Source organism: Peribacillus sp. P4_D6, from assembly GCF_056401795.1.
Genome location: NZ_JBFUIQ010000008.1, coordinates 16,517 through 36,079, shown reverse-complemented (window position 1 = coordinate 36,079; position 19,563 = coordinate 16,517). Strand labels below are relative to the sequence as shown.

Sequence of the window (19,563 nt, the reverse complement as noted above, 5' to 3'; positions counted from 1 at the left end):
TATCATCATTCTAAGGTAGCATTCGGTCTAATACAATCAACACATTTGGAAAAATGTTCAGTGAAGGAGACATTCCATGGCATCGATTCATGAGGATATGGTACAAAAGACGAAAAAGCAGATACAACATCATTTTATTGCACTTATTGAAGCAGAGGGGTTCTCACATGTATCCGTGAAGAAAATCGCAGAGCGTGCCAATATTAATCGGGGCACATTCTATTTGCACTACACAGATAAATATGAATTGATGGATCACTTACAGCAGGAATTGTTACATGAACTTCAAACCCGCATTACTGCCATTTTGCCTAAAGAGGCTTTTTTGGCTCTTAATCAACAGCAACTTTATCCGCCTTTCAAAGCGATTTTTCAATTCATCAGTGAACATGCTCACGCATTAAGGGCCATTCTTGGTGATCAGGGCGACCCTTCTTTTGCGAAAAAAATAAAACGGGTTTTCGGGGAAGTACTGTTGGAGCGTTTGATCAGCCTGCATCCAGCAGCTAAAGAGGAAGCATTCCGCATGTATATGCACGCCTTCCTGACATCGGCGATTTTAGGGGTGATTACTGAGTGGCTGGAGAACTGCGAAGAACAAACGGCGGAAGAAATGGCGAAAATCCATTTTAAAATCTTGAACTTCATCAGCCAATTGCGCACATTCATCCAATGAACGATTTTAGTTGGAGATACCTATTCCGCACAAAAGAATGGAAGGGGATTTCCAGGATACCAATGCATTTTTTAATGTCATCGCTTCTCCACCTTTGACTGTACAATAAAAAACCCCGTCCCCAAGGAACGAGACCAATTTGCGATGCCCCCCATTCATACCCAACAATCCTCGGCTGCTCTCGGTAAGTGGTCATTTCATTTTACTTTTCTCTGCTTCACGTCCACATTAGTAGTTACTAAATTTTAACATCTAAGGTTCAATACTGTAAATAACGCAAAAAAACTCATTAAATATAATGAGTTTAAAAGCAAAACAAGATATGGATTTTTCGCTCACCGTTCCTGGATAAAGCACAGGGATTACAATAATTGAATACCGCTATGAATGTTGGAATCAGTTGATTTACCTTGGGGAAAACAGTTTTAAAAACGGATTCTTTTTCTTATCCGTTATCCTTAATTCATTCATGATGATTTGATCCTCATGATCGGCTATCCATTTCCTTAGTGCATCTTTATCCTGGCATTGTGTTAAATATGTTTGGCCACCCTTGCCTGTAGCATTAATAACATATCTATTGAACGTCTTCTCCATAATTGCCCGCCTTTTTAATAAAATGTATTGAATTTAACTAATAATGTACTGCTTTTTCCTTTATCTTTTACAAAAGAAACATAATATATCTATTACAAATTTCGATTGGCAATAGCATGTTCTGCTTGAAATTATTGAATAAAGTATATCGATGCCGGTTATCATAATTGGATTAATCGAACCTATCATAATGTGCCAACTAATATTTGTCAATACGTTTTTTTAATGTAAATAAAACGTAAATTTTCAGTTTTATTAAAGAAATATTTTTTTACGATTTAGGGGTTTACAACTGCTAAATGATGGGAGTAGAATACGTTTATCAATTTAATGCATTTCGGCCAAAACTCATTATAAATGAGTACGGAGGACCCAATCATTTGGGGTTAATTCTGCCTTGCAGAAGGGATGAGATCAGCTCTTTCGCCATCCTACCCGTCAGCTAACTTCGTCGGCTAAAGCGAAGGAGGTCATAGGACCGCCTATTTCGGGAGCCTTTTTTGCACGCTTTTTGTGGCAATAGAGCTATTCGATGTTTTCGCAGGTCTTTTTATTATGCCTTTAAACAGATTAGAAAGAGATTGTTGATTAAAAGTCATACAGTAGGGATGATCATTTGAGAATGACAAAAAATTTATTGGATCCGCCAAAAATACTTGTACTCGGCTTCGCCATCCTGATACTTATCGGGGCCTATTTATTGACCCTGCCGATTTCCACGGAAAATGGCCATGGTCTTTCTTTTCTGGATGCTTTATTCACCTCGACTTCCGCTACATGTGTAACAGGACTGGTCGTTGTGGATACGGGATCGACCTTCACCACTTTTGGTGAGTTGGTCATCTTAACACTGATTCAGGTAGGCGGATTAGGGTTCATGACATTTGCGACGTTTTTCTTTTTATTATTAGGCAAAAAGATTTCTTTAAAAGGGAGGTTAGTTCTGCAGGAGTCGTTAAATAATCTATCCATGGCGGGTGTAGTCAGATTAGTGAAACGGCTTTTAATTTTCACGGCCATCATTGAAGGCATGGGTGCCCTTATCTTATCGATTCGCTTTTCTTTTGACATGCCAACCGGCAAGGCGATCTATTACGGTGTTTTTCATTCCGTCTCGAATTTCAATAATGCCGGCTTTGATTTAATGGGGGAATTCAGGAGTTTGACCCCATATGTATCGGATCCATTCGTAACCCTTACCGTTGCCTTCCTCATCACGTTTGGCGGGATAGGCTTTATCGTGATGAATGAACTATACGAATATCGGAATACACATCGTTTATCCGTACATACGAAGATCGTTCTGACGACTAGCTTGACCCTTACGATTGCCGGCGCGATTTTAATCTTTTTATTCGAGTACGGCAATGCCAAGACATTGCAGCCTTTATCTTTCATGGGTAAAATGCTGTCGTCTTTATTTCAATCGGTATCACCACGGACGGCAGGCTCCAACACTCTGAATATCCCTGATTTAACTCAGCCTGCATTACTGCTCATCATTTTCTTGATGTTCGTTGGGGCATCACCCGGATCGACTGGCGGCGGGATTAAAACGACAACATTGGCGACGATTGTCGGAACGGTTTGGTCACAGATCAAAGGTAAGGGTGATGTGGTCTTGTTCCGTCACCGCATCGTGAGTGAAACGATCTTTAAAGCATTATCCGTTACGTTCATTGGTGTATTCATGGTTTCCATCATCTCCATTCTGCTGACCATCACTGAAAGCGGAACTGATTTCTTGATGATTTTGTTCGAAGCCACTTCAGCATTCGCCACCGTGGGACTTTCAATGGGTTTGACCCCGGAATTATCACCGGTTGGCCGGATGCTCATCATTTTCACGATGTTTGCAGGCCGTGTTGGCCCTTTGACTTTGGCCTTTGCTATCGCCATGAGGCGCAAGCCAGATCCGTTCCGACGTCCAAAAGGGAAAATCATGATTGGATAATAATGAATGAAGGAGTGTAAAAGATGGGAAAACGACAATACGCCGTAATAGGTTTAGGCAGATTCGGAACCAGTGTGGCCCATAGATTATATACGGCAGGCCAAGAGGTTTTGGGTATTGATGTGAACGAGGAAAGAGTCGAGAATGCGGAACTGAACGTTACCCATGCCGTCATGGCGGATACGACCGAAGAAGAGACATTGAAAGCAATCGGAATCCGTAATTTCGATTGTGTCATCGTAGCCATCGGAAATGACATGCAATCGAGCATTTTAACTACCTTGCTTTTAAAAGAGCTTGGGATCAAAAAGGTCATTGCCAAGGCACTTAATAAAAATCACGGTCAGGTGCTCACAAAAGTCGGTGCCGACTGGGTCATCTACCCTGAGAGGGATATGGGGGAACGGGTCGCGAACCAGCTCCTTTCCCCTAACATGCTGAACTACATAGAGCTTTCTAAAGAATACAATATCGAGGAAATCATCCTCCCCATGAGCATGAAGGGAAAAAGCCTCAGGGAGCTTGATTTACGGGCAAAATATAATATCAGCGTCATTGCCATCGTGAGTAATGGAGAAATTATAATAGCACCGTCACCGGATCAGGATATCCATGAAAAAGATATGCTTTTAGTGGTTGGCAATAAAGAAGATCTGGCCGTCTTTGCCAATATTGAATAAAATCCGGCAGGTTCCGGCTCTTGCTCCTTTTGAAGGCTAATACATACGAGAAGACCGCCATATGGAGGTCTTCTCGATGAAATGTATAACGAACATGCCCGAGCCCAGGGTATGTATGTATTATTTTATCGTACTGATCGCTTGGGCAAGAGTGGACTTTATCGTCACTTTATCAAAAGGCAATTGAAGCTTAACGGCAGTCATGGCTATTTCCGGTCGAAGTCCTGAAAGGGTTGTTTGAATTCCGATCAAATGCAAGGATTCAATCAATTGAGACAACTGGTGTGCGGATCCGCTATCTATTGAATGAACGCCGGATAGGTCAATGAAAAGTCTGGTGACATTTTTTTCAGCGCACTTTTGTAAGGTGTTTTCAAGCAAGGACATGCCCCTCGTCGTGTCAATATCGCCTATCAGGGGAAGCAATGCCGTGTTATCTTTAAGGGAAATGATGGGTGTGCTCAATTCATCGATCGTTGCCTGTTGGGCTTTCATGATTTTATTGGCATACCTATGATTCGCTTCCGTAAACCTCTCCATCACTTCACTGAACACCTTCACCACTATCCGATACCAGGAGTTTATTTCCTCCTGTGTATATTGATCTCCATGCAATTTCACAAACCGGTCAATATAACCCAGGTATTGCTCTTGCGTACGGAAAAACTCCCTCAATATAAAATAGATGGGTGTGTTTAAATGCTGCTCATCCTGACCGATCGCTTCAATCCAATCACCAAGCTGCTTAAAGAATTCCCTCTCCTCTGTATCAAAGACCTGAAAGAAACGTAAATGGAATTCATTATTTTGCTGCTTAAGTTTTTTAATCACTTTGGGATCGGTTGAGCAATATACACCAGTACTATCACTTTTATTCAAGGATGCGTACCAATCCTCAGTCAATTGTGCTGCCACACCCAATAAAAAGGCATATAATTCTTTATTTACGTGCATAAACTCCTCCTATTTAGTTTTTTATAAAAAGCAATCGATAAATCTAATTTATCAAAACAGCAAGCATCAAAGACAACCTCTTCCATACTTAAAACCTTATGCTCTCTGATTCCTGATGGCTCCCTCTTTCCATATACCTTCCCAGCTGTTTTTGAAACCATGTTTTTTAAAAAAAGATCAGCAAAAGCCTTCTCTATCATTCTGGTAAATACCCGTTCCTAAAACTTTATAGTGTTGTTATAGTTTACCATTTTTATTTTTTGTTAACAATTTCCACACAAAAAAGGACCTGATCCCAGATCCTTCGGTTTAAAACCATTTCTCCTTCTCATTTCATAAATAAAGCCGTCCATAAACCTTGCACCCCAAAGGTTTCATCCGATTGTTCCATTTTCCTCATTTTCCGTATTTCCACCACTTCGAATTCCTTGAAGATCATTCTGAGTTTTTCTTCAGTAAAACCTAAACCGCCTTTAAGGCTTCTTTGCCTATATACTTCCCAATCTGAAATATCGGAACCACCCAATATGCCGCCTTCGACAAAACAAGTGATCGAATAGAACCCCTTAGGCCTTAACGCCTTTTTCACCATCTCCAAATAATTCATCCTTCGATGTGGGGCAATATGGTGAAAACAACCTGAATCATATACGAAGTCATATTGTCCTTTTGCAATATCCAAATCAAATATATTCTCTTGAATGAAGTTCACTTGGACATTTTTATCTCCTGCCCGTTCTTTTCCCCATTCAAGGGCTTCCTTCGAAAGGTCCACCGCATCAACCGAACAGCCCTTTTGAGCAAGGTAAATGGCATTTCTGCCAGGTCCGCATCCAAGCTCAAGAACCTTTCCTGGCCCAATTAACCCACCATCAAAATATGAAACCAAATTCTCATCAGGGAAATTTTCGAAAAATGGAACCCCTTTTGAGCGGTCTTCATAAAAACCATTCCAGAATCCAGTTGGTTCACGCAATAATGAGTCCAGCATGTTCAATAGATCTTCATAGGCTGTAATCGTCTCCGACAAAACCATCACCTCTTCCATTTTATCCCACGATTTAATTATACTGATTTCGCCCGGTGCCTCTGTAACAGCCGCATCAAAAATTCGTTACATATGACGTTCAGACACCATTGGACCTTGTTGTTTATATAATGTTCACTGGAATTTAAAGGTATCAATGATGCATGCGAACTGCCTTCTGATGGTATGATCCGTTCTTACTCCATAACCCGATGATCAGCTCATTAACCATGTTAGTGAAGACATGGGTTTTATACATGCATGTCAAATATTACATGCTCTTTACAGCGTATCCGGTTTAGCTTCAAAAAACAAAACTCAGCTCTATCTGGTATCCTGATGTCCTCATAACCGTTTAATGATGATTATCTTTCTATACATTCCATTCAACATGATCGGCCGATCTTCTTCAATTTCCATAATATCCCCATGTCCACTGAACAAGTCTTCAAACCTCAAGCCAATATCCGTTCCTAAAAATCGAATGATCGGCCTCAGAAGCTTTTTGGGCACTGAAAGCATTTCATCTTTAGAAATAAACTTATCGAATAGTATTATTTTCCCCTCGCCTTTTACAACCCTGATCATTTCCCGAAGACATTCATTGGCATCAGGTACGACGGAAAGAACCAAACTTCCCACTACATAGTCAAACGATTCATTAGTGAATTCCATATGCTGTGCATCCATCTCGAGGAACTTGATCGATGCATCATCAAACTTCCCCATCGCTTTTTTTAACATATCCGCTGACAGGTCTATTGCCGTTATCTCAAGGTCAAGGTTTTTGATCAACTCCAAATCGGCCCCCGTACCTACGCCCACAAACAGGACCTTTGCATGATCATGAAAATCCAGCTCTTCAAACATACTTTTCCTGGCATCTAAAAAGAGATGAGAGTTGAAGATTTTGTCATAAACGGGCGACCAAAATTTATAAACCACTTTATTCCACGAATTATTCAACATGCCCACCCCCTTACATACTTCTTCCATGAAACATCATAAATCCCTTCCAAGCGGATGGAAAATTAGTACAATTAAAAAGTATGCGATGCAGTGATTCACGAAAATTGGCATGTTTCTTTTCATAAACCCTCCAAATCTGTAGGATCTATAGTAACCAAACTACCTTGACTGTCATAGTAATATACTATAAGATATACCAAAGGAGGTGAGGATTTGGTTCAACGACAACTATCCTCTGACTTGCTTCGCGGACATGTAGATACGATGATTCTAAAACTCCTGCAAAGTGGCGATAAATATGGTTATGAAATCAGCAAACTGATATATACGAATTCCAACGAGCAATATGAAATTAAGGAAGCGACGATGTACTCCAGCCTAAAACGACTGGAAAAGGATGGATGCATCATCTCTTATTGGGGAGATGCCACACAAGGCGGAAGAAGGAAATATTACAAAATCACCCCAATCGGGGAAAACACATATATCCAAAATAAAAATGACTGGGAGCAGGCCAAGCTAATACTTGAGCGCCTTCTCTAAGAAGGGAAGATGAAAGGTGATTGAAAAACTGAATGCACATGTTCATGGCATTTTTGCTCCGTACAAAAGTGCAAAAACAGCAACGGAATTGGAAGAAGAACTGCTGCAAAACTTACTGGAAAAATACAATGACCATAGAAGGAATGGTGCCAGCGAGCAGGAAGCGTATAAACTGACTGTGGATTCGATTGGGGAGGTATCAGAGCTCATGGAATCACTCAATCTGCAATACAATGTGCTTGAGCAGGCGATAAACATGGACTATTCCAGGCAACGCTTATTGGATTCCGACTTCCGCTCGGTTTCGGTGCATGATGGGAAGTTTAATTTCTGCGATTTAAGCCGTTCTGACTTCAGCCATTCCGACCTGACGAACAGCACATTTAAAAGCAGTAACTTAGATCATTGCATCTTTGAAAATGCCAATTTAACTGGCACATTATTTAAAAGTGCCAATTTAAAAGGCGTAACTTTCAAGAACAGCATTTATAATAAAACACATTTTAAAAGCTGTAATTTATCTGGACTTATATTCGATGGGGAAACTTTCAAACAAACCATTTTCGAAGGCTCTTCATTGAGAAAGGCATCATTCCGCGATGCCACCCTCATCAATGTTCAATTTCGGATGTCCGATTTAAAGAAAATCGACTTTACAGGAGCTTCGATGGATAAACTCACTTACAACTTTTTACATGGAGCAAAGGTTGATCTTAGCGGCGTGACCCTCATCTAAAGGACAGCGATTGGCGCTTCCACCCCGTGTTTCTGATCTACAATAACCCTGTGCTAAGACACGTAACGTCTTGGCACAGGGTTTTTTCAATATACTTTTTTTCAGACTTATATCTCAGTATGAACCTTTAGACTTCCACTTCAAATTCTTTAACGTAGACAGCATTCCCGGTGATTTCAATATCGTATGTGCCATCGTTCTTGGTAGCTGTAACGTGAACTCTGCCATCCTTTCCGATTTCATGTCCCTGTTCGATTAACAGATGCACCTCATCTTCAAGATCACCCTTTATGTATTTTGCATAATAAGCGCCCATTACACCTGAAGCCGTTCCTGTAACCGGGTCTTCAAGCGTACCTGAAAAGGGCGAGGAAAAATGCCGGGCATGCATATGGGCATCATTATCGTACGTTTCCAGGCAAAAGGGATGAACGGAAGCTCTTGGCATTTCCTTTAATAATTGCGGAAACAGGCTATTGTTTGCCTTCATCCTTTTAAATGAACTTCTTTCCTTTACCGGAACCAGTAAAGTCCATAAACCTGTACTTCCATAAACAATAGGTAATTCACTTTCCAGATCTTCTATATCAAGGCCGAGAGAACTGGCTAAGCCAGCTTTATCTCCGTTAAACGCTTCAAACTGCGGCGCGGCCTGTTTCATCGTAATATATATATCAGGCCCCGCCGTCGCATGGATCTTGATTGGCAATATTCCCGCTCCTGTTTCAATCATCAGCTCATCTTTATCCAATAATCCCCTGGTCTTCAGTGCATGGATGGTAGCCATTGTCGCGTGTCCGCAAAGATTCATTTCGTGTCCCGGTGTAAAATAACGGATCCTAAGATCGGCAATATCGGATTTCATCGGAAAAGAGGTTTCATTGAACCCCACCTTCATCGCTATATCCTGCATTTCCTTTTCGGTCAGTCCATCCGGATCTAAAACCACACCTGCCGGATTTCCTTTATTCGGTTTACTGCTGAACGCATCGTAATGAAAAACCCTTACCGTTTTCAAATCTAACATCTCCTATTAAATGATGGTGCTTCACTTGAATAGTAATTCTATATCTCTATCCATATTCCCTTTTCGTCCTATAGTAAGTGAAACAACCATTGATTTTATTTTCTGACTATTATACAATTACTCAAATTCATCAAATGTAAAATTCCATGAAGGGAAGGAGTACGTCATCGTTCTGTTCCAAAGAGAGCTGGTGCTTTGCTGAAAGCCAGTGTCCAGAATCTGACCGAATATCATCCCCGAGAAGTAAAGCCGAAGCTTCAGTAAGCTTTACCGGTTTCCCCCGTTAAATGGGATGTGTGTTTAATTATTAAACAAGAGTGGTGCCGCGAGTTCAAATCTCGTCTCTTAATGAGACGGGATTTTTTGTATGTAAACCAATCAATGAAAATATCGGGAAAGCGGGTGCAGGAGTCATGCAGACACTATTATTCGTAACGGATTTATACTATGAGGCAAAAGGAAGAAATTATTATGAGGAGGATTTGTTCCTTACCTCGAAGCTTAGGGAGGATTTTCAGTTAGTGCTTTGCCATCCTGAAGACATTGAAACGTTTGAAAAGGATTTTGACTTGATCGTCTTTCGAAATGCCGGTCCAGTAGCCAATTTTAAAGACAAGTATCTAGCATTCCGTAATAGAGTGGCTRCTGGCCATTTGAAAACATACAACTCATTTGTTGGAAAAGCTGATATGAACGGGAAGGAATACTTAATTGAACTGACGAATGCACAATTCCCTGTCATTCCGACCATCGATACACTTGAATCTTTACATAAACTTCCCAATGTGGAAACGTATATAGTGAAGCCTAAAGATGGCGCGGATTCCATCGGTTTGGAATTTGCCGCGAAAGAAGAATTGGGAGATAAAATGGATGCAAAATCAAAGAACACATTGGTACAGCCATTTATCAACTTTGAGTATGAAGTCTCTTTTTATTTTATCGATAAGGAATTTCAATACGCCCTTTATGCGCCTGATAAAGAGAAAAGATGGGAATTAAAAGAATATGTCCCTACTGAAGCAGACCTGGCTTTTGCTAAACGATTTATTGATTGGAACAATCTTGATTGGGGCATCCAACGAGTAGATGCCTGTCGGAATGAGCAAGGTGAACTTTTATTAGTAGAGCTGGAAGATTTAAATCCGTACCTTTCCCTATTGGAATTAACCGAAGAAACACGTCAAAATTTTGTAAAAGCCCTGAAAAAATCAATCTGGAAAGCTCTTCAAGCTTAGAATGAAAACTGCCGTATTACTGGCTAGCCAAGACCCGACACAGCAGGCGCTTGGGGCTTTCAGACAGTTGGCGGAAAGGGGGCGGGTTTCTGAAAACAGCTGCAACTTCTTCAAATAAAAAAACTGCAGGCAAACTCGTTTTTTTTCTTCGAGTTTGTCTACAGTCCGAAATGACTACCGAGTCCCAAGGGACCATTAATTCATTTGAGATTTATGCCATTTCCACGCACTTTCAATGATTTCTTCCAAATTTATCGATGCCTTCCAACCGAGTTCTTCATATATCTTGTCGGCCGAAGCAACCAGGCGGGCTGGATCTCCAGGGCGACGGTCTGCATACTCAACTGTCGGTTTAACTCCTGTGACTTTTTCGCAAGTGTCGATTACATCCTTAACCGAAAATCCTTTTCCATTCCCAAGGTTGTAGATGGCTGTATCCTTCTTCCCGGTTAATAGGGCTTGAAGCGCGATTATATGAGCTTGGGCTAGATCCGTTACATGGATATAATCGCGAATGCATGTGCCATCTTCTGTGTCATAGTCCGTACCAAACACGGAAATCTTCTCACGTTGACCTAATAAATGCTGTAAAATGATTGGAATCAGGTGTGTTTCCGGATCATGGCTTTCACCGATTTCTGCTGACGCATGTGCTCCGGCCGCATTGAAGTAACGCAAGACGACATAATGAAGTCCATATGCCTTTGCAAAGTCCCCTAAGATCTGTTCCACCATCAATTTAGAGCGGCCATATGGGTTAATCGGATTCGTTGGCTGATCTTCATCAATCATATCCACATTTGGTATCCCGTACGTAGCTGCCGTTGATGAAAAAATGAAATTCTTAACATCATGTTTAAGCATGGTATTCAATAATGTAAGAGTTGCACCTACATTATTATCATAGTATTTATAAGGATCTTGAACAGACTCCCCGACCAAGCTATTAGCGGCAAAGTGCATGACCGCTTTAATCGGGTACTTAAGGAAAATTTCATTCAAGACCGCTTCGTCCCCTAAATTCCCTTCCACCAAGGTGGCCTTCGAATCAACCAGCGAACGAAATCCAGTTGAGAGATTATCCAGAATGACAACCTCTTCAGTTTTCACTAACTCTTTTACAAGATGACTTCCAATATATCCTGCACCGCCAACGACCAAAATCATATAGTATTACCCCTTTTACTTTAAGCTTGAATGAATCTTTAAATCTCGCATATGTCATTAGTGGGAGGTCTAATTATAAGGACCTCCCTCGTTTTATAAGCATTTATTGAAGGTTTCCATGGCCAGTCCATTATATTGGGTGTAATCAAACTTCGCTAGTTCAGGATTATCATCACTAACCATGGTAGATAAGCCCTTTTCCAGTCCATCTATGCTATTTTCGACAAGCAAACCATATTTACCGTTTTCCAAAACGGTCCGGTTAGCCACTATATCAGTAGCCATGATTTTCATTCCTAAGGTCATTGCCTCCAATAATACCATAGGCTGGCCTTCATAATGTGAGGAAAGAACGAAGCAGTCACATTTTTCCATGAACGAAAATGGATTTTCAAGCTGACCCAAAAGATGAATGGAATGATTTAAGTCCAGCTCATCAATGATTGCCTGCAAATCTTCCTTTAAAGGTCCTTGTCCTAAAATATACAGTTTACTATTTTTGTGTTTCCCATGAAAGCCTGCGAATGCACGAATCAAATTATCTTGCCCTTTTTCAGGGGATAACCTTCCCATATTGACAAAGTTAAAATCATTTTTATCAGGATATGGAACGAATTGATCATTCACTTCCAACCCATGGACCTCTTGTACGATTAACGCCTGTCTATCGATCCAGCCTATAGATACCCCATCCAATGATATATGGGCATACGTACCAAGTTGAGTAACCGCTTCTTTATCGAATTCAACGATCCGGCCATTAAAGGATGGCCCATTCTCCAAGACCATGGCATCTTGCAGCCCATAAGGCTTATCCCATATATGATAATCGCCTAATTTAATTTCGGCAGTGCCGCGCACTTCCCGTTCCTTTAACACCATTGGCTCTTCTATCATTTCAAATGCTCCAGTATTTAGCCAGCCTATTATCTTATTGTCTATCTCGAAAAGGTAATAGCCGCCTTTGTTGGTTCTATTATACTTGATGATTCTGACGATTTGCCCTTCAAAATCGATTGCCTTGCTCACTCTTTTAGCCTTGTAGTTCGGATATGCCTTCGTCCAGATTGTATGATCTTCCGGGTTGGTTATTTTACCGTACTTCTGATTACCGGTGTTTATTTCCTTCAGCGTTCTATTCTCGATCTTATCGATGAACTTTTTATTGTTTTTATAGTTTCTCGATATTATATATTTTCTTTTCATCATGATTTGCAGCTTGTCATTATAGCTCATGTCTTCATTGATTGTACAATGTTCAAGCACGGATAAAGCCGAATTATCTATCCAGCCTATGATCTTGTCTTTTACTGATATTCTGCTATAAATCGAATGCTGGGTTTTTGCTTCCCTATCGACTTTTACAATGATCCCTTTAAAATCATGACTGCCGGAAACTTTGTACGTTCCTTCAACTTTATACGGCAAGGACCAAATATAGTTCGATCGAGGTCTTACTAACCTTGCTATTTTATCCAATTCTTTTTCATAAATGATGCTGTCTGGCAGAAGCTCCACAGCTTCTTCACTAATCCAGCCTATTATTTGATTGTCATGACTGAATTTATAAAAAGTCTTTTGATCAGCATGGGTTTTCCTCGAAATCACGATTTCAGCACCTTCAAATCGTTCTTCCAATGGAAATTGAGCGGCATTCGAAATTCCCGGAAGGGTATTCCAAACAGGATGATCCTTGACATCCCTTAAAATCGCCCTCGCTTTGAAGTTTTCTGTGATCATCGCCTTTTCATCATTTTCGCTACCTTCAGGCTCATTTGACTCGATTTGAAGGATTTTATCCGGGTTGATGGAATTCATTACATAATCAAATTTATCGAAGTCTGCATACTCCAATAGATTCTTTCGGTTTAATTCCATCGTTCCCTCAGACACGCTTACCAGTTTATCAAATCGATTGTATACCGAAAAAATCCCCCTTAGATTAATCCGGTGCGGTCTCTTTCCGTTAATGATGCGTTCACTATCAGAAAGCAAATCATTATGCATATAACAAACTTTCTTTTTTGCATCCGCCGCAAGCAGATATTTAGCCCAATAATGGCTATAACCGCTAAAATCGATAACAAAATCAAACTTTGTTTTGCCGAATAAACGTGCATGCTCTCTAATATAGGCATTTTCCGGGTAAAGCTTCTTCCCTAAGAAACCTCTTTCCCCTCTGTTATGGATGAATTTATCTTTATAGACTTCCAGTATGTTATAAACAGGCAAGCCAGGTTTGAATAGAAAACGCACATTCTTATTAACCTTGCCCATATTTTTCAAAACCTCGTATGAGTGAGGAGTGCCCGTAAAACAGCTGACATCATATTTATCATAATCAATATTATTCATTAAGTTAAGGAAAGAGGATGTAATCCCGTTATCCCTCAAACCGCCCGGATAAATTAATATTTTTTCCTTTGCAGAATCCAGCCCGGTAATTATGTTTAGTTGTTTCGTAGACTTATTGAATATATTTTTGACTATTCTCTCTGTTACTTTTCCATCCTCATGGTTCGTGAACTTTTCCTGCATTTTTTTATATTTATCGGAATATCTCAATTTCACATCTTTAATATCTTTAATGGCTAGCGCCAATTCTTTTGAGTTAAAAAGCATGGGTCCCGGAAGTTCGTCATTTTGGAGATATTGTCCCCTTTGCTCTGCATAAACGTCCGTATCCCAAGTGTAAAATAGAATGGGCTTATCGGTAACAAGGTAATCAAAGAAAATGCTGGAATAATCCGTGATAAGCAAATCGACTGCAGCAAGCAATTCATTTGTATCCACATGGTCTGGTATTAGCCGATCCTTGATTTCCGAATGCTTGGCCGCTTCTTTATATAGAAATGGATGCACCTTAATTAATAAGTTATATTGTTCACCGATTTGACTTTGTAAATAATGAATATCAGCAATGATTTGAAGAAGATCATTATCCACCTTGGCCAGGTTCGTCCCCTTCCAAGTCGGGGCATATAAAATATTTTCCTTAGCATCACTGATTTTCAAACCCAGGGTCCTTAAATAATCCTTATACTCCCCCGGATTCGTATTCAGCGTCAAATCGATCCTCGGATATCCTTCTTCTATTATTTCACCTTTATACAATCCATTTAACTTATAGCTATGTGTAAATATGTTGGTAGTATGGGCATTAGGGCTCAAAATGAAATCTGCACTCAAGAAGTTCCTGACCACGTTTTGAGAGACCGAAGGGTTACCGGGTATATCAAAGCCCATATTCTTAAGGGGCGTTCCATGCCAGGTATTGATGTAAATTTGATCGCTTTTAGGGATGAAGAAAGACTGGAATGTGGAATTATTGATTAAATACTCACTTGTCGCCAACCACTTTAAATATTCCTTTGAATTACGTTGAACAAATTGAACATTCGGCATATCCTTATACTTCGCCATTACACCTGAGAGGACACTGAAATCCTGGATGGACCAAATGTGCACAAAATCTTGATAGTCCTGATTTTCCAGCATATATTTAAACATCGCGTATGGATTGTCGGTCATACTGTTTCCATCACGGCTCTCATATAGAATGGTGTTTTTTTGAATGCTTAATTTCTCATAATACTTTGCATATCTATTTACACGCTGATGATTTTCCTTTAATAGGAAATTAACAATAGGCTGTTTAAGGAAATCGACTTTTCTTTTTATTACCTTCTTATTCACTAAATAGGCATCCCCTTTTATGGATTTATATTCACCATTCAAAATTATGTTTGCATTTCAGTAACCAAAAATAACAACTATGAATGATCAATAGTTGGAGATTTTTTCTAAACTAATTACTCTATTAAATTAAAAGATCACTTTTCCACTGCCTTGTGCATTTCGAGGATATTTTCCATTACTTTTAAAATGTCGTCTCTTAATTCGGGACGTTGCAGGGCAAATTCAATTGTCGTTTTCACAAAACCATCGACAACTCCGACATCATAGCGTTTCCCTTCAAAATCATAAGCGAAGACACTTTGGATTTCATTCAGTTTTTGGATGGCATCCGTTAACTGGATTTCACCGCCAGCCCCTGTTTCCTGCTTGGCCAGGAAATCGAATATTTCCGGAGTCAGTATGTATCTTCCCATTATGGCTAAGTTGGATGGTGCCGTTCCTTGCTTTGGTTTTTCGACGAAACGGTTCACTTCGTATCTCCTGCCCTCTTGCGTAAGCGGGTCGATGATGCCATATCTATGTGTTTCGCTCTCATTCACCGGCTGCACACCAATGATGGACGAACCTGTCGCATCATATTCGTTGATCAATTGACGCAGGGAGGGCACATCGCTTTCCACGATATCATCGCCTAAAAGGACGGCAAATGGCTCATCACCAATAAAGTTACGTGCACACCAAACAGCATGTCCGAGGCCTCTCGGTTCTTTTTGCCTAATGTAATGGATATTAGCCAAATTGGATGGGTATCGCACCTTCTCCAATAAATCGAATTTCCCTTTTTCACTTAAGTTATTCTCTAGTTCGTACGCATTATCAAAATGATCCTCTATCGCTCGTTTATTCTTTCCTGTGACAATGATTATATCTTCAATTCCCGCTTTCACGGCTTCTTCTATAATATATTGTATAGTTGGTTTATCGACTATTGGCAGCATTTCTTTAGGCATGGCCTTCGTTGCGGGCAAGAATCTGGTTCCCAATCCGGCTGCAGGTATAATGGCCTTTTTAACTTTTTTCATTCTTTGTAACTCCTTCATATTAGGATAAATCAACAAAACAACCCATTTTTTTCTGAATCATCCTTTTTATAGTAACATAGACTCTCTTTTTGTAAATATATTAACAGAAAAAATTCCTTCATTTGTAAACGCAACCAAAATATTTAAGGCCTTTCCCCAATTTTAAGGAAAAGGCCTTATTTTCTTACTTACAGCTCATAGATCTAAAGACTTATCAATTATTGATCATCTCACCCGCTTCAAATTTCCGCTTGGCTTCTTCCCTATCGGTGCCCACCGTCAGCTCTTTGATCCTCATCAGCGATGAAATATACATTAACGGCTTCCTTGGCGAGTATGCGCGATTCAGAAGTTTCTTTCGTAAAAAAAGACGTCACCCCAGAGGAGAGACGTCACTAAATTATTCAGCTTCGGCAACAACGGTAAAGCGTTGGTTGATGTGCTGCGGATTTTCAATTTCATCAAGTACTGCAAGAGCAAAATCGGCATAACTTACATAGCTTTCGCCCTTTGAGTTTACAAGAAGGTTGTCTTTACCCAGTTTATACCTGCCTGTTCTATTTCCTTGCGGATCAAAGAAGGCGGAAGGGCTGATGAAGGTCCATTGTATGTCAGTGGCGTTTTGCAGATCTCCAAGGTTCTTGGATTGATTAAACGCTGTTGCAAAGTATTCTTTAGGAAACTCAGGCGTATCCAGGACACGAATCGTTTTTGCTTCGTCAACAAAAAGGCTTCCAGCTCCGCCAACAACGATCAGTTTCGTTTGTGGAGCGCCTTTCATTGCTTCAATCAAGATTTTTCCTGCGTCCACATGCAGATGTTCTTTCCCCGGAGCAGCGCCAAATGCATTCACTACAACATCGAATTCTTTAATATCTTCTTCTTTCAGATCGAATACGTCTTTTTCCAATACGGAAGCTCCTTGAATTTGGACTCTAGCTTCATTCCTGACAATGGCCGTAACTTCATGTCCCCTAGTCAATGCTTCCTTTAAAATCAGACTTCCAGCTTTTCCGCTCGCACCAATAATACCGATTTTCATTTTACATTCCTCCTATATATTGTTTTTGAAATATTAATTGTAACTAAATTACTTACATGTAATAATATAAGTTACAGGTTAACGATTTGTCAACTTTATTATTTAGAGGTGTTTCGGAGATTATCCGCAGTTTGTCGATATATTGCAATTTTCGGAGATATATCCTGATTTTCGCTGATATATTGCCGTTTTTCGTCGATATAATCCGATTTTCGCTGATATATTGCCGATTTTCGTCAGTATAATCCGATTTTCGCTGGTATATTGCTGTTTTTCGTCGATATAATCCGATTTACGCAGGTATATCCTGTTTTTTCATCCGATATAAATAAAAACGCACCATTCCTTTTAGAATGGTGCGCTTCATTACATGCTGATTTTCTTTTTCATTAGCAGTGCCATGCAGATTGTGATGAGCGTAAAGGCGATGAATGACAAAAACGGGATCGTGATGAATMCTAGCCAATTTATATACTCACCTGAGCAGGGAACACCGCTTTGGCACATTTCGAAATGCTGTAGTGCTGGAATTTTTTGCAGACTATAGTGATACCCTGACACCGCCATGCCCAAAATCGATAATGGGAGGATGTATCGATAGATTTTCAGGTCCTGTTCATAAAAGGCCCGGCCCAATAAGATGACGAGCGGGTACATCAGGATCCTTTGGTACCAACAAAAGGTGCAGGGTACATAATGGAGAATCTCACTAAAGTAGAGACTTCCGGCAGTGGCGATGATGGACAGGATCCAAGAAAATAATAGAGGCTTGTTCATCACTATTTCTCCTTCGCTGCATCATCAACCATTTTCACTAAATCATCGATTGTATTTCCTTCAAACTTCTTGCCATTGACAAATAAGGAAGGTGTTCCAGTAACACCTAATTCGTCGGCCAACTCCATATCCTTGTTCCATTGGTCCTCGGACTTTTTGGCTTTAAACGAGGTAACGACTTTTTTCACATCTTTGTCATTTGCGATTTCTTTCAATGTTTCTTCTAAGAATTTGTCCGTAAAGACATCTTCCTTTTCATATTTCAAGTCAGCTGGCTGCTTATCGAACAAAAGCTCATGAAATTCCCAAAAGGTCTCATTGCCTAATTCCTGATAAACACTTTCCGCGAATTTAGCGGATCTGGTTGAATCGACGTTAATGAACGAATAATTCATGAAATAAAATTGCGCTTTTCCTGTATCAATCAATTCACTTTGTATAGAAGGGAAGAATTGCTTCTCGAATGTCTTACAGACTGGACATTTATAGTCCCCAAATTCCACTATTTGGACAGGAGCCGATTTTTCTCCCAAATATGGTTGTGATTTATAATCGATTTCATTAACGGCTGTATCTTCGTCTTTTTTCCCATTTGCTAAAAATATAAAGCCAATAATGATTACAGCGATTAACCCGATGATCCAAAACGTGAATGCAGAAGATTGTTTTTGATTACCCTTTTTTTTATTAGCCATCATATACCTCCATCACTTGTAGTTGTGTCGATATTCCTTATCCAGCCATGGCGGCCGATTTCAGTTCCCCCTTTCCCGCACCTTTCACCTGTAACTGATTCATTTACACGTTATAATATAAGTTTCACCATGCTTGTTTGTCAATTACACATACCTTTTATTTTTGCCTTTGCAGCAACGGCGTGACTTGACAAGGAAACGGTTAATGGATAAATATTATTCTTGCAGACCATTATAACTTGTAACCACTTGAATTACATGTTAAATAATTTATACTATATAGGAATAGAGATTTTAAAGGAGAGAAAAAAGAGATGTCCATCAGTACCCGCTTTTCCGTAGGAATCCATATATTATCTCTTTTAGAAATAAACAAAGAAGGCGTTAACACTTCCGATTTTATTGCAAAAAGTGTAAACACCAACCCAGCCTTAATCAGAAAAATCACTGGCATGCTGAAGAATGCAGGTTTAGTTAACGTTCGGCCGGGTATCGCAGGAGCGACATTGGCCAAGGAATTGTCTGATATCACTTTGCTCGATGTTTATCACGCTGTCAACATTGTCTCCGATAAAGAATTATTTGGAATTCATGAAAATCCTAATCCAGCATGCACCGTTGGAAGAAATATACAAGATACAATAGAACCCATCTTTTCCGTTGCTGAACTTGCCTTGGAAAAGGCGTTGGGAGCGGTGACGATCGAGGATGTCGTCAAGGGGATTCTGGAAAAGGATAAAACTGAGTAGCGAAAAAACAC

The 19,563-nt window shown here is 40.0% G+C and carries 19 protein-coding genes, 1 riboswitch and 1 other annotated feature; of the genes, 7 read left to right on the top strand and 12 right to left on the bottom strand.

Going from position 1 to position 19,563, the window contains the following annotated elements; genetic code table 11:
• The first annotated feature begins 76 nt into the window (after nt 1–76).
• Nucleotides 77–676, top strand: coding sequence for a TetR/AcrR family transcriptional regulator (locus AC1DVB_RS04990; protein WP_477588383.1), 600 nt, complete (start codon nt 77–79; stop codon nt 674–676).
• Between the two features lie 405 nt (nt 677–1,081).
• Here the strand turns inward: AC1DVB_RS04990 and AC1DVB_RS04985 are convergent, their stop codons facing one another.
• The gene (locus AC1DVB_RS04985) at nt 1,082–1,273 is read right to left on the bottom strand and encodes a hypothetical protein (protein ID WP_034310797.1); all 192 of its coding nucleotides are present in this window, start codon (nt 1,271–1,273) and stop codon (nt 1,082–1,084) included.
• 329 nt (nt 1,274–1,602) lie between these two features.
• A riboswitch (cyclic di-AMP (ydaO/yuaA leader) is annotated at nt 1,603–1,745 on the top strand.
• A 150-nt stretch (nt 1,746–1,895) separates the two neighbouring features.
• On the opposite strand from AC1DVB_RS04985, the gene AC1DVB_RS04980 reads away from it, so the two are divergent.
• Both AC1DVB_RS04980 and AC1DVB_RS04975 read left to right on the top strand, forming a co-directional pair.
• Nucleotides 1,896–3,227, top strand: a complete 1,332-nt coding sequence (locus AC1DVB_RS04980) for a TrkH family potassium uptake protein (protein WP_477588381.1) — start codon at nt 1,896–1,898, stop codon at nt 3,225–3,227.
• Nucleotides 3,228–3,250: 23 nt separating this feature from the next.
• Nucleotides 3,251–3,907, top strand: coding sequence for a potassium channel family protein (locus AC1DVB_RS04975; RefSeq protein ID WP_034310793.1), 657 nt, complete (start codon nt 3,251–3,253; stop codon nt 3,905–3,907).
• A gap of 120 nt (nt 3,908–4,027) precedes the next feature.
• On the opposite strand, the gene AC1DVB_RS04970 is transcribed toward AC1DVB_RS04975, so the two are convergent.
• The 4 genes from AC1DVB_RS04970 to AC1DVB_RS04955 form a co-directional block, all read right to left on the bottom strand.
• Complete coding sequence (locus tag AC1DVB_RS04970; RefSeq protein ID WP_477588379.1) at nt 4,028–4,861, bottom strand: STAS domain-containing protein; 834 nt, start codon at nt 4,859–4,861, stop codon at nt 4,028–4,030.
• The gene (locus tag AC1DVB_RS04965; protein ID WP_477588378.1) at nt 4,852–5,061 is read right to left on the bottom strand and encodes a hypothetical protein; all 210 of its coding nucleotides are present in this window, start codon (nt 5,059–5,061) and stop codon (nt 4,852–4,854) included. Before AC1DVB_RS04965 ends, AC1DVB_RS04970 begins: the two co-directional genes overlap by 10 nt.
• A 128-nt stretch (nt 5,062–5,189) precedes the next feature.
• Complete coding sequence (locus tag AC1DVB_RS04960) at nt 5,190–5,891, bottom strand: class I SAM-dependent methyltransferase (protein ID WP_477588376.1); 702 nt, start codon at nt 5,889–5,891, stop codon at nt 5,190–5,192.
• 342 nt (nt 5,892–6,233) lie between these two features.
• Complete coding sequence (locus AC1DVB_RS04955; protein WP_477588374.1) at nt 6,234–6,854, bottom strand: class I SAM-dependent methyltransferase; 621 nt, start codon at nt 6,852–6,854, stop codon at nt 6,234–6,236.
• Nucleotides 6,855–7,121: 267 nt separating this feature from the next.
• Between AC1DVB_RS04955 and AC1DVB_RS04950 the strand changes: the two genes are divergently transcribed.
• Nucleotides 7,122–7,400, top strand: a complete 279-nt coding sequence (locus AC1DVB_RS04950; protein ID WP_374116857.1) for a PadR family transcriptional regulator — start codon at nt 7,122–7,124, stop codon at nt 7,398–7,400.
• A gap of 16 nt (nt 7,401–7,416) precedes the next feature.
• A complete protein-coding gene (locus AC1DVB_RS04945) occupies nt 7,417–8,136 on the top strand; it encodes a pentapeptide repeat-containing protein (protein ID WP_477588372.1) in 720 nt (239 codons plus the stop codon).
• A 127-nt stretch (nt 8,137–8,263) separates the two neighbouring features.
• Here the strand turns inward: AC1DVB_RS04945 and AC1DVB_RS04940 are convergent, their stop codons facing one another.
• Entirely contained in the window at nt 8,264–9,154 is an 891-nt protein-coding gene (locus tag AC1DVB_RS04940) for a PhzF family phenazine biosynthesis protein (protein ID WP_477588370.1), read from the bottom strand.
• 146 nt (nt 9,155–9,300) lie between these two features.
• Nucleotides 9,301–9,512 (top strand) — a binding site (T-box leader).
• Between the two features lie 64 nt (nt 9,513–9,576).
• On the opposite strand from AC1DVB_RS04940, the gene AC1DVB_RS04935 reads away from it, so the two are divergent.
• Nucleotides 9,577–10,401 (top strand): ATP-grasp domain-containing protein, encoded by an 825-nt coding sequence (locus AC1DVB_RS04935; RefSeq protein WP_477588368.1) that lies wholly within the window; start codon nt 9,577–9,579, stop codon nt 10,399–10,401.
• A 195-nt stretch (nt 10,402–10,596) separates the two neighbouring features.
• Here AC1DVB_RS04935 and galE read toward each other — a convergent pair whose 3' ends face one another.
• From galE to AC1DVB_RS04905, 6 genes are all read right to left on the bottom strand, one after another.
• Complete coding sequence (gene galE / locus AC1DVB_RS04930; protein WP_063574911.1) at nt 10,597–11,568, bottom strand: UDP-glucose 4-epimerase GalE; 972 nt, start codon at nt 11,566–11,568, stop codon at nt 10,597–10,599.
• Nucleotides 11,569–11,661: 93 nt separating this feature from the next.
• The gene (locus AC1DVB_RS04925) at nt 11,662–15,264 is read right to left on the bottom strand and encodes a CDP-glycerol glycerophosphotransferase family protein (protein WP_477588366.1); all 3,603 of its coding nucleotides are present in this window, start codon (nt 15,262–15,264) and stop codon (nt 11,662–11,664) included.
• A gap of 137 nt (nt 15,265–15,401) precedes the next feature.
• Entirely contained in the window at nt 15,402–16,289 is an 888-nt protein-coding gene (galU, locus tag AC1DVB_RS04920; protein WP_328175626.1) for a UTP--glucose-1-phosphate uridylyltransferase GalU, read from the bottom strand.
• Nucleotides 16,290–16,689: 400 nt separating this feature from the next.
• Nucleotides 16,690–17,331 carry an NAD(P)-dependent oxidoreductase gene (locus AC1DVB_RS04915; RefSeq protein ID WP_454861858.1) on the bottom strand — a complete coding sequence of 214 codons (642 nt, stop codon included), beginning with the start codon at nt 17,329–17,331 and terminating at the stop codon, nt 16,690–16,692.
• Between the two features lie 366 nt (nt 17,332–17,697).
• A complete protein-coding gene (locus AC1DVB_RS04910) occupies nt 17,698–18,108 on the bottom strand; it encodes a disulfide oxidoreductase (protein ID WP_477588364.1) in 411 nt (136 codons plus the stop codon).
• Nucleotides 18,109–18,110: 2 nt separating this feature from the next.
• Nucleotides 18,111–18,803, bottom strand: a complete 693-nt coding sequence (locus tag AC1DVB_RS04905; protein ID WP_057279115.1) for a DsbA family protein — start codon at nt 18,801–18,803, stop codon at nt 18,111–18,113.
• Nucleotides 18,804–19,117: 314 nt separating this feature from the next.
• On the opposite strand from AC1DVB_RS04905, the gene AC1DVB_RS04900 reads away from it, so the two are divergent.
• Nucleotides 19,118–19,552 carry an Rrf2 family transcriptional regulator gene (locus tag AC1DVB_RS04900; protein WP_057279116.1) on the top strand — a complete coding sequence of 145 codons (435 nt, stop codon included), beginning with the start codon at nt 19,118–19,120 and terminating at the stop codon, nt 19,550–19,552.
• The last annotated feature ends 11 nt before the right edge of the window (nt 19,553–19,563 follow it).

Coding starts and splice junctions, on each gene's coding strand:
- AC1DVB_RS04980 (WP_477588381.1), top strand. CDS start 1,896: ATGACAAAAAATTTATTGGATCCGCCAAAAATACTTGTACTCGGCTTC.
- galE (WP_063574911.1), bottom strand. CDS start 11,568: ATGATTTTGGTCGTTGGCGGTGCAGGATATATTGGAAGTCATCTTGTA.
- AC1DVB_RS04985 (WP_034310797.1), bottom strand. CDS start 1,273: ATGGAGAAGACGTTCAATAGATATGTTATTAATGCTACAGGCAAGGGT.
- AC1DVB_RS04915 (WP_454861858.1), bottom strand. CDS start 17,331: ATGAAAATCGGTATTATTGGTGCGAGCGGAAAAGCTGGAAGTCTGATT.
- AC1DVB_RS04950 (WP_374116857.1), top strand. CDS start 7,122: ATGATTCTAAAACTCCTGCAAAGTGGCGATAAATATGGTTATGAAATC.
- galU (WP_328175626.1), bottom strand. CDS start 16,289: ATGAAAAAAGTTAAAAAGGCCATTATACCTGCAGCCGGATTGGGAACC.
- AC1DVB_RS04990 (WP_477588383.1), top strand. CDS start 77: ATGGCATCGATTCATGAGGATATGGTACAAAAGACGAAAAAGCAGATA.
- AC1DVB_RS04905 (WP_057279115.1), bottom strand. CDS start 18,803: ATGGCTAATAAAAAAAAGGGTAATCAAAAACAATCTTCTGCATTCACG.
- AC1DVB_RS04975 (WP_034310793.1), top strand. CDS start 3,251: ATGGGAAAACGACAATACGCCGTAATAGGTTTAGGCAGATTCGGAACC.
- AC1DVB_RS04965 (WP_477588378.1), bottom strand. CDS start 5,061: ATGATAGAGAAGGCTTTTGCTGATCTTTTTTTAAAAAACATGGTTTCA.
- AC1DVB_RS04970 (WP_477588379.1), bottom strand. CDS start 4,861: ATGCACGTAAATAAAGAATTATATGCCTTTTTATTGGGTGTGGCAGCA.
- AC1DVB_RS04900 (WP_057279116.1), top strand. CDS start 19,118: ATGTCCATCAGTACCCGCTTTTCCGTAGGAATCCATATATTATCTCTT.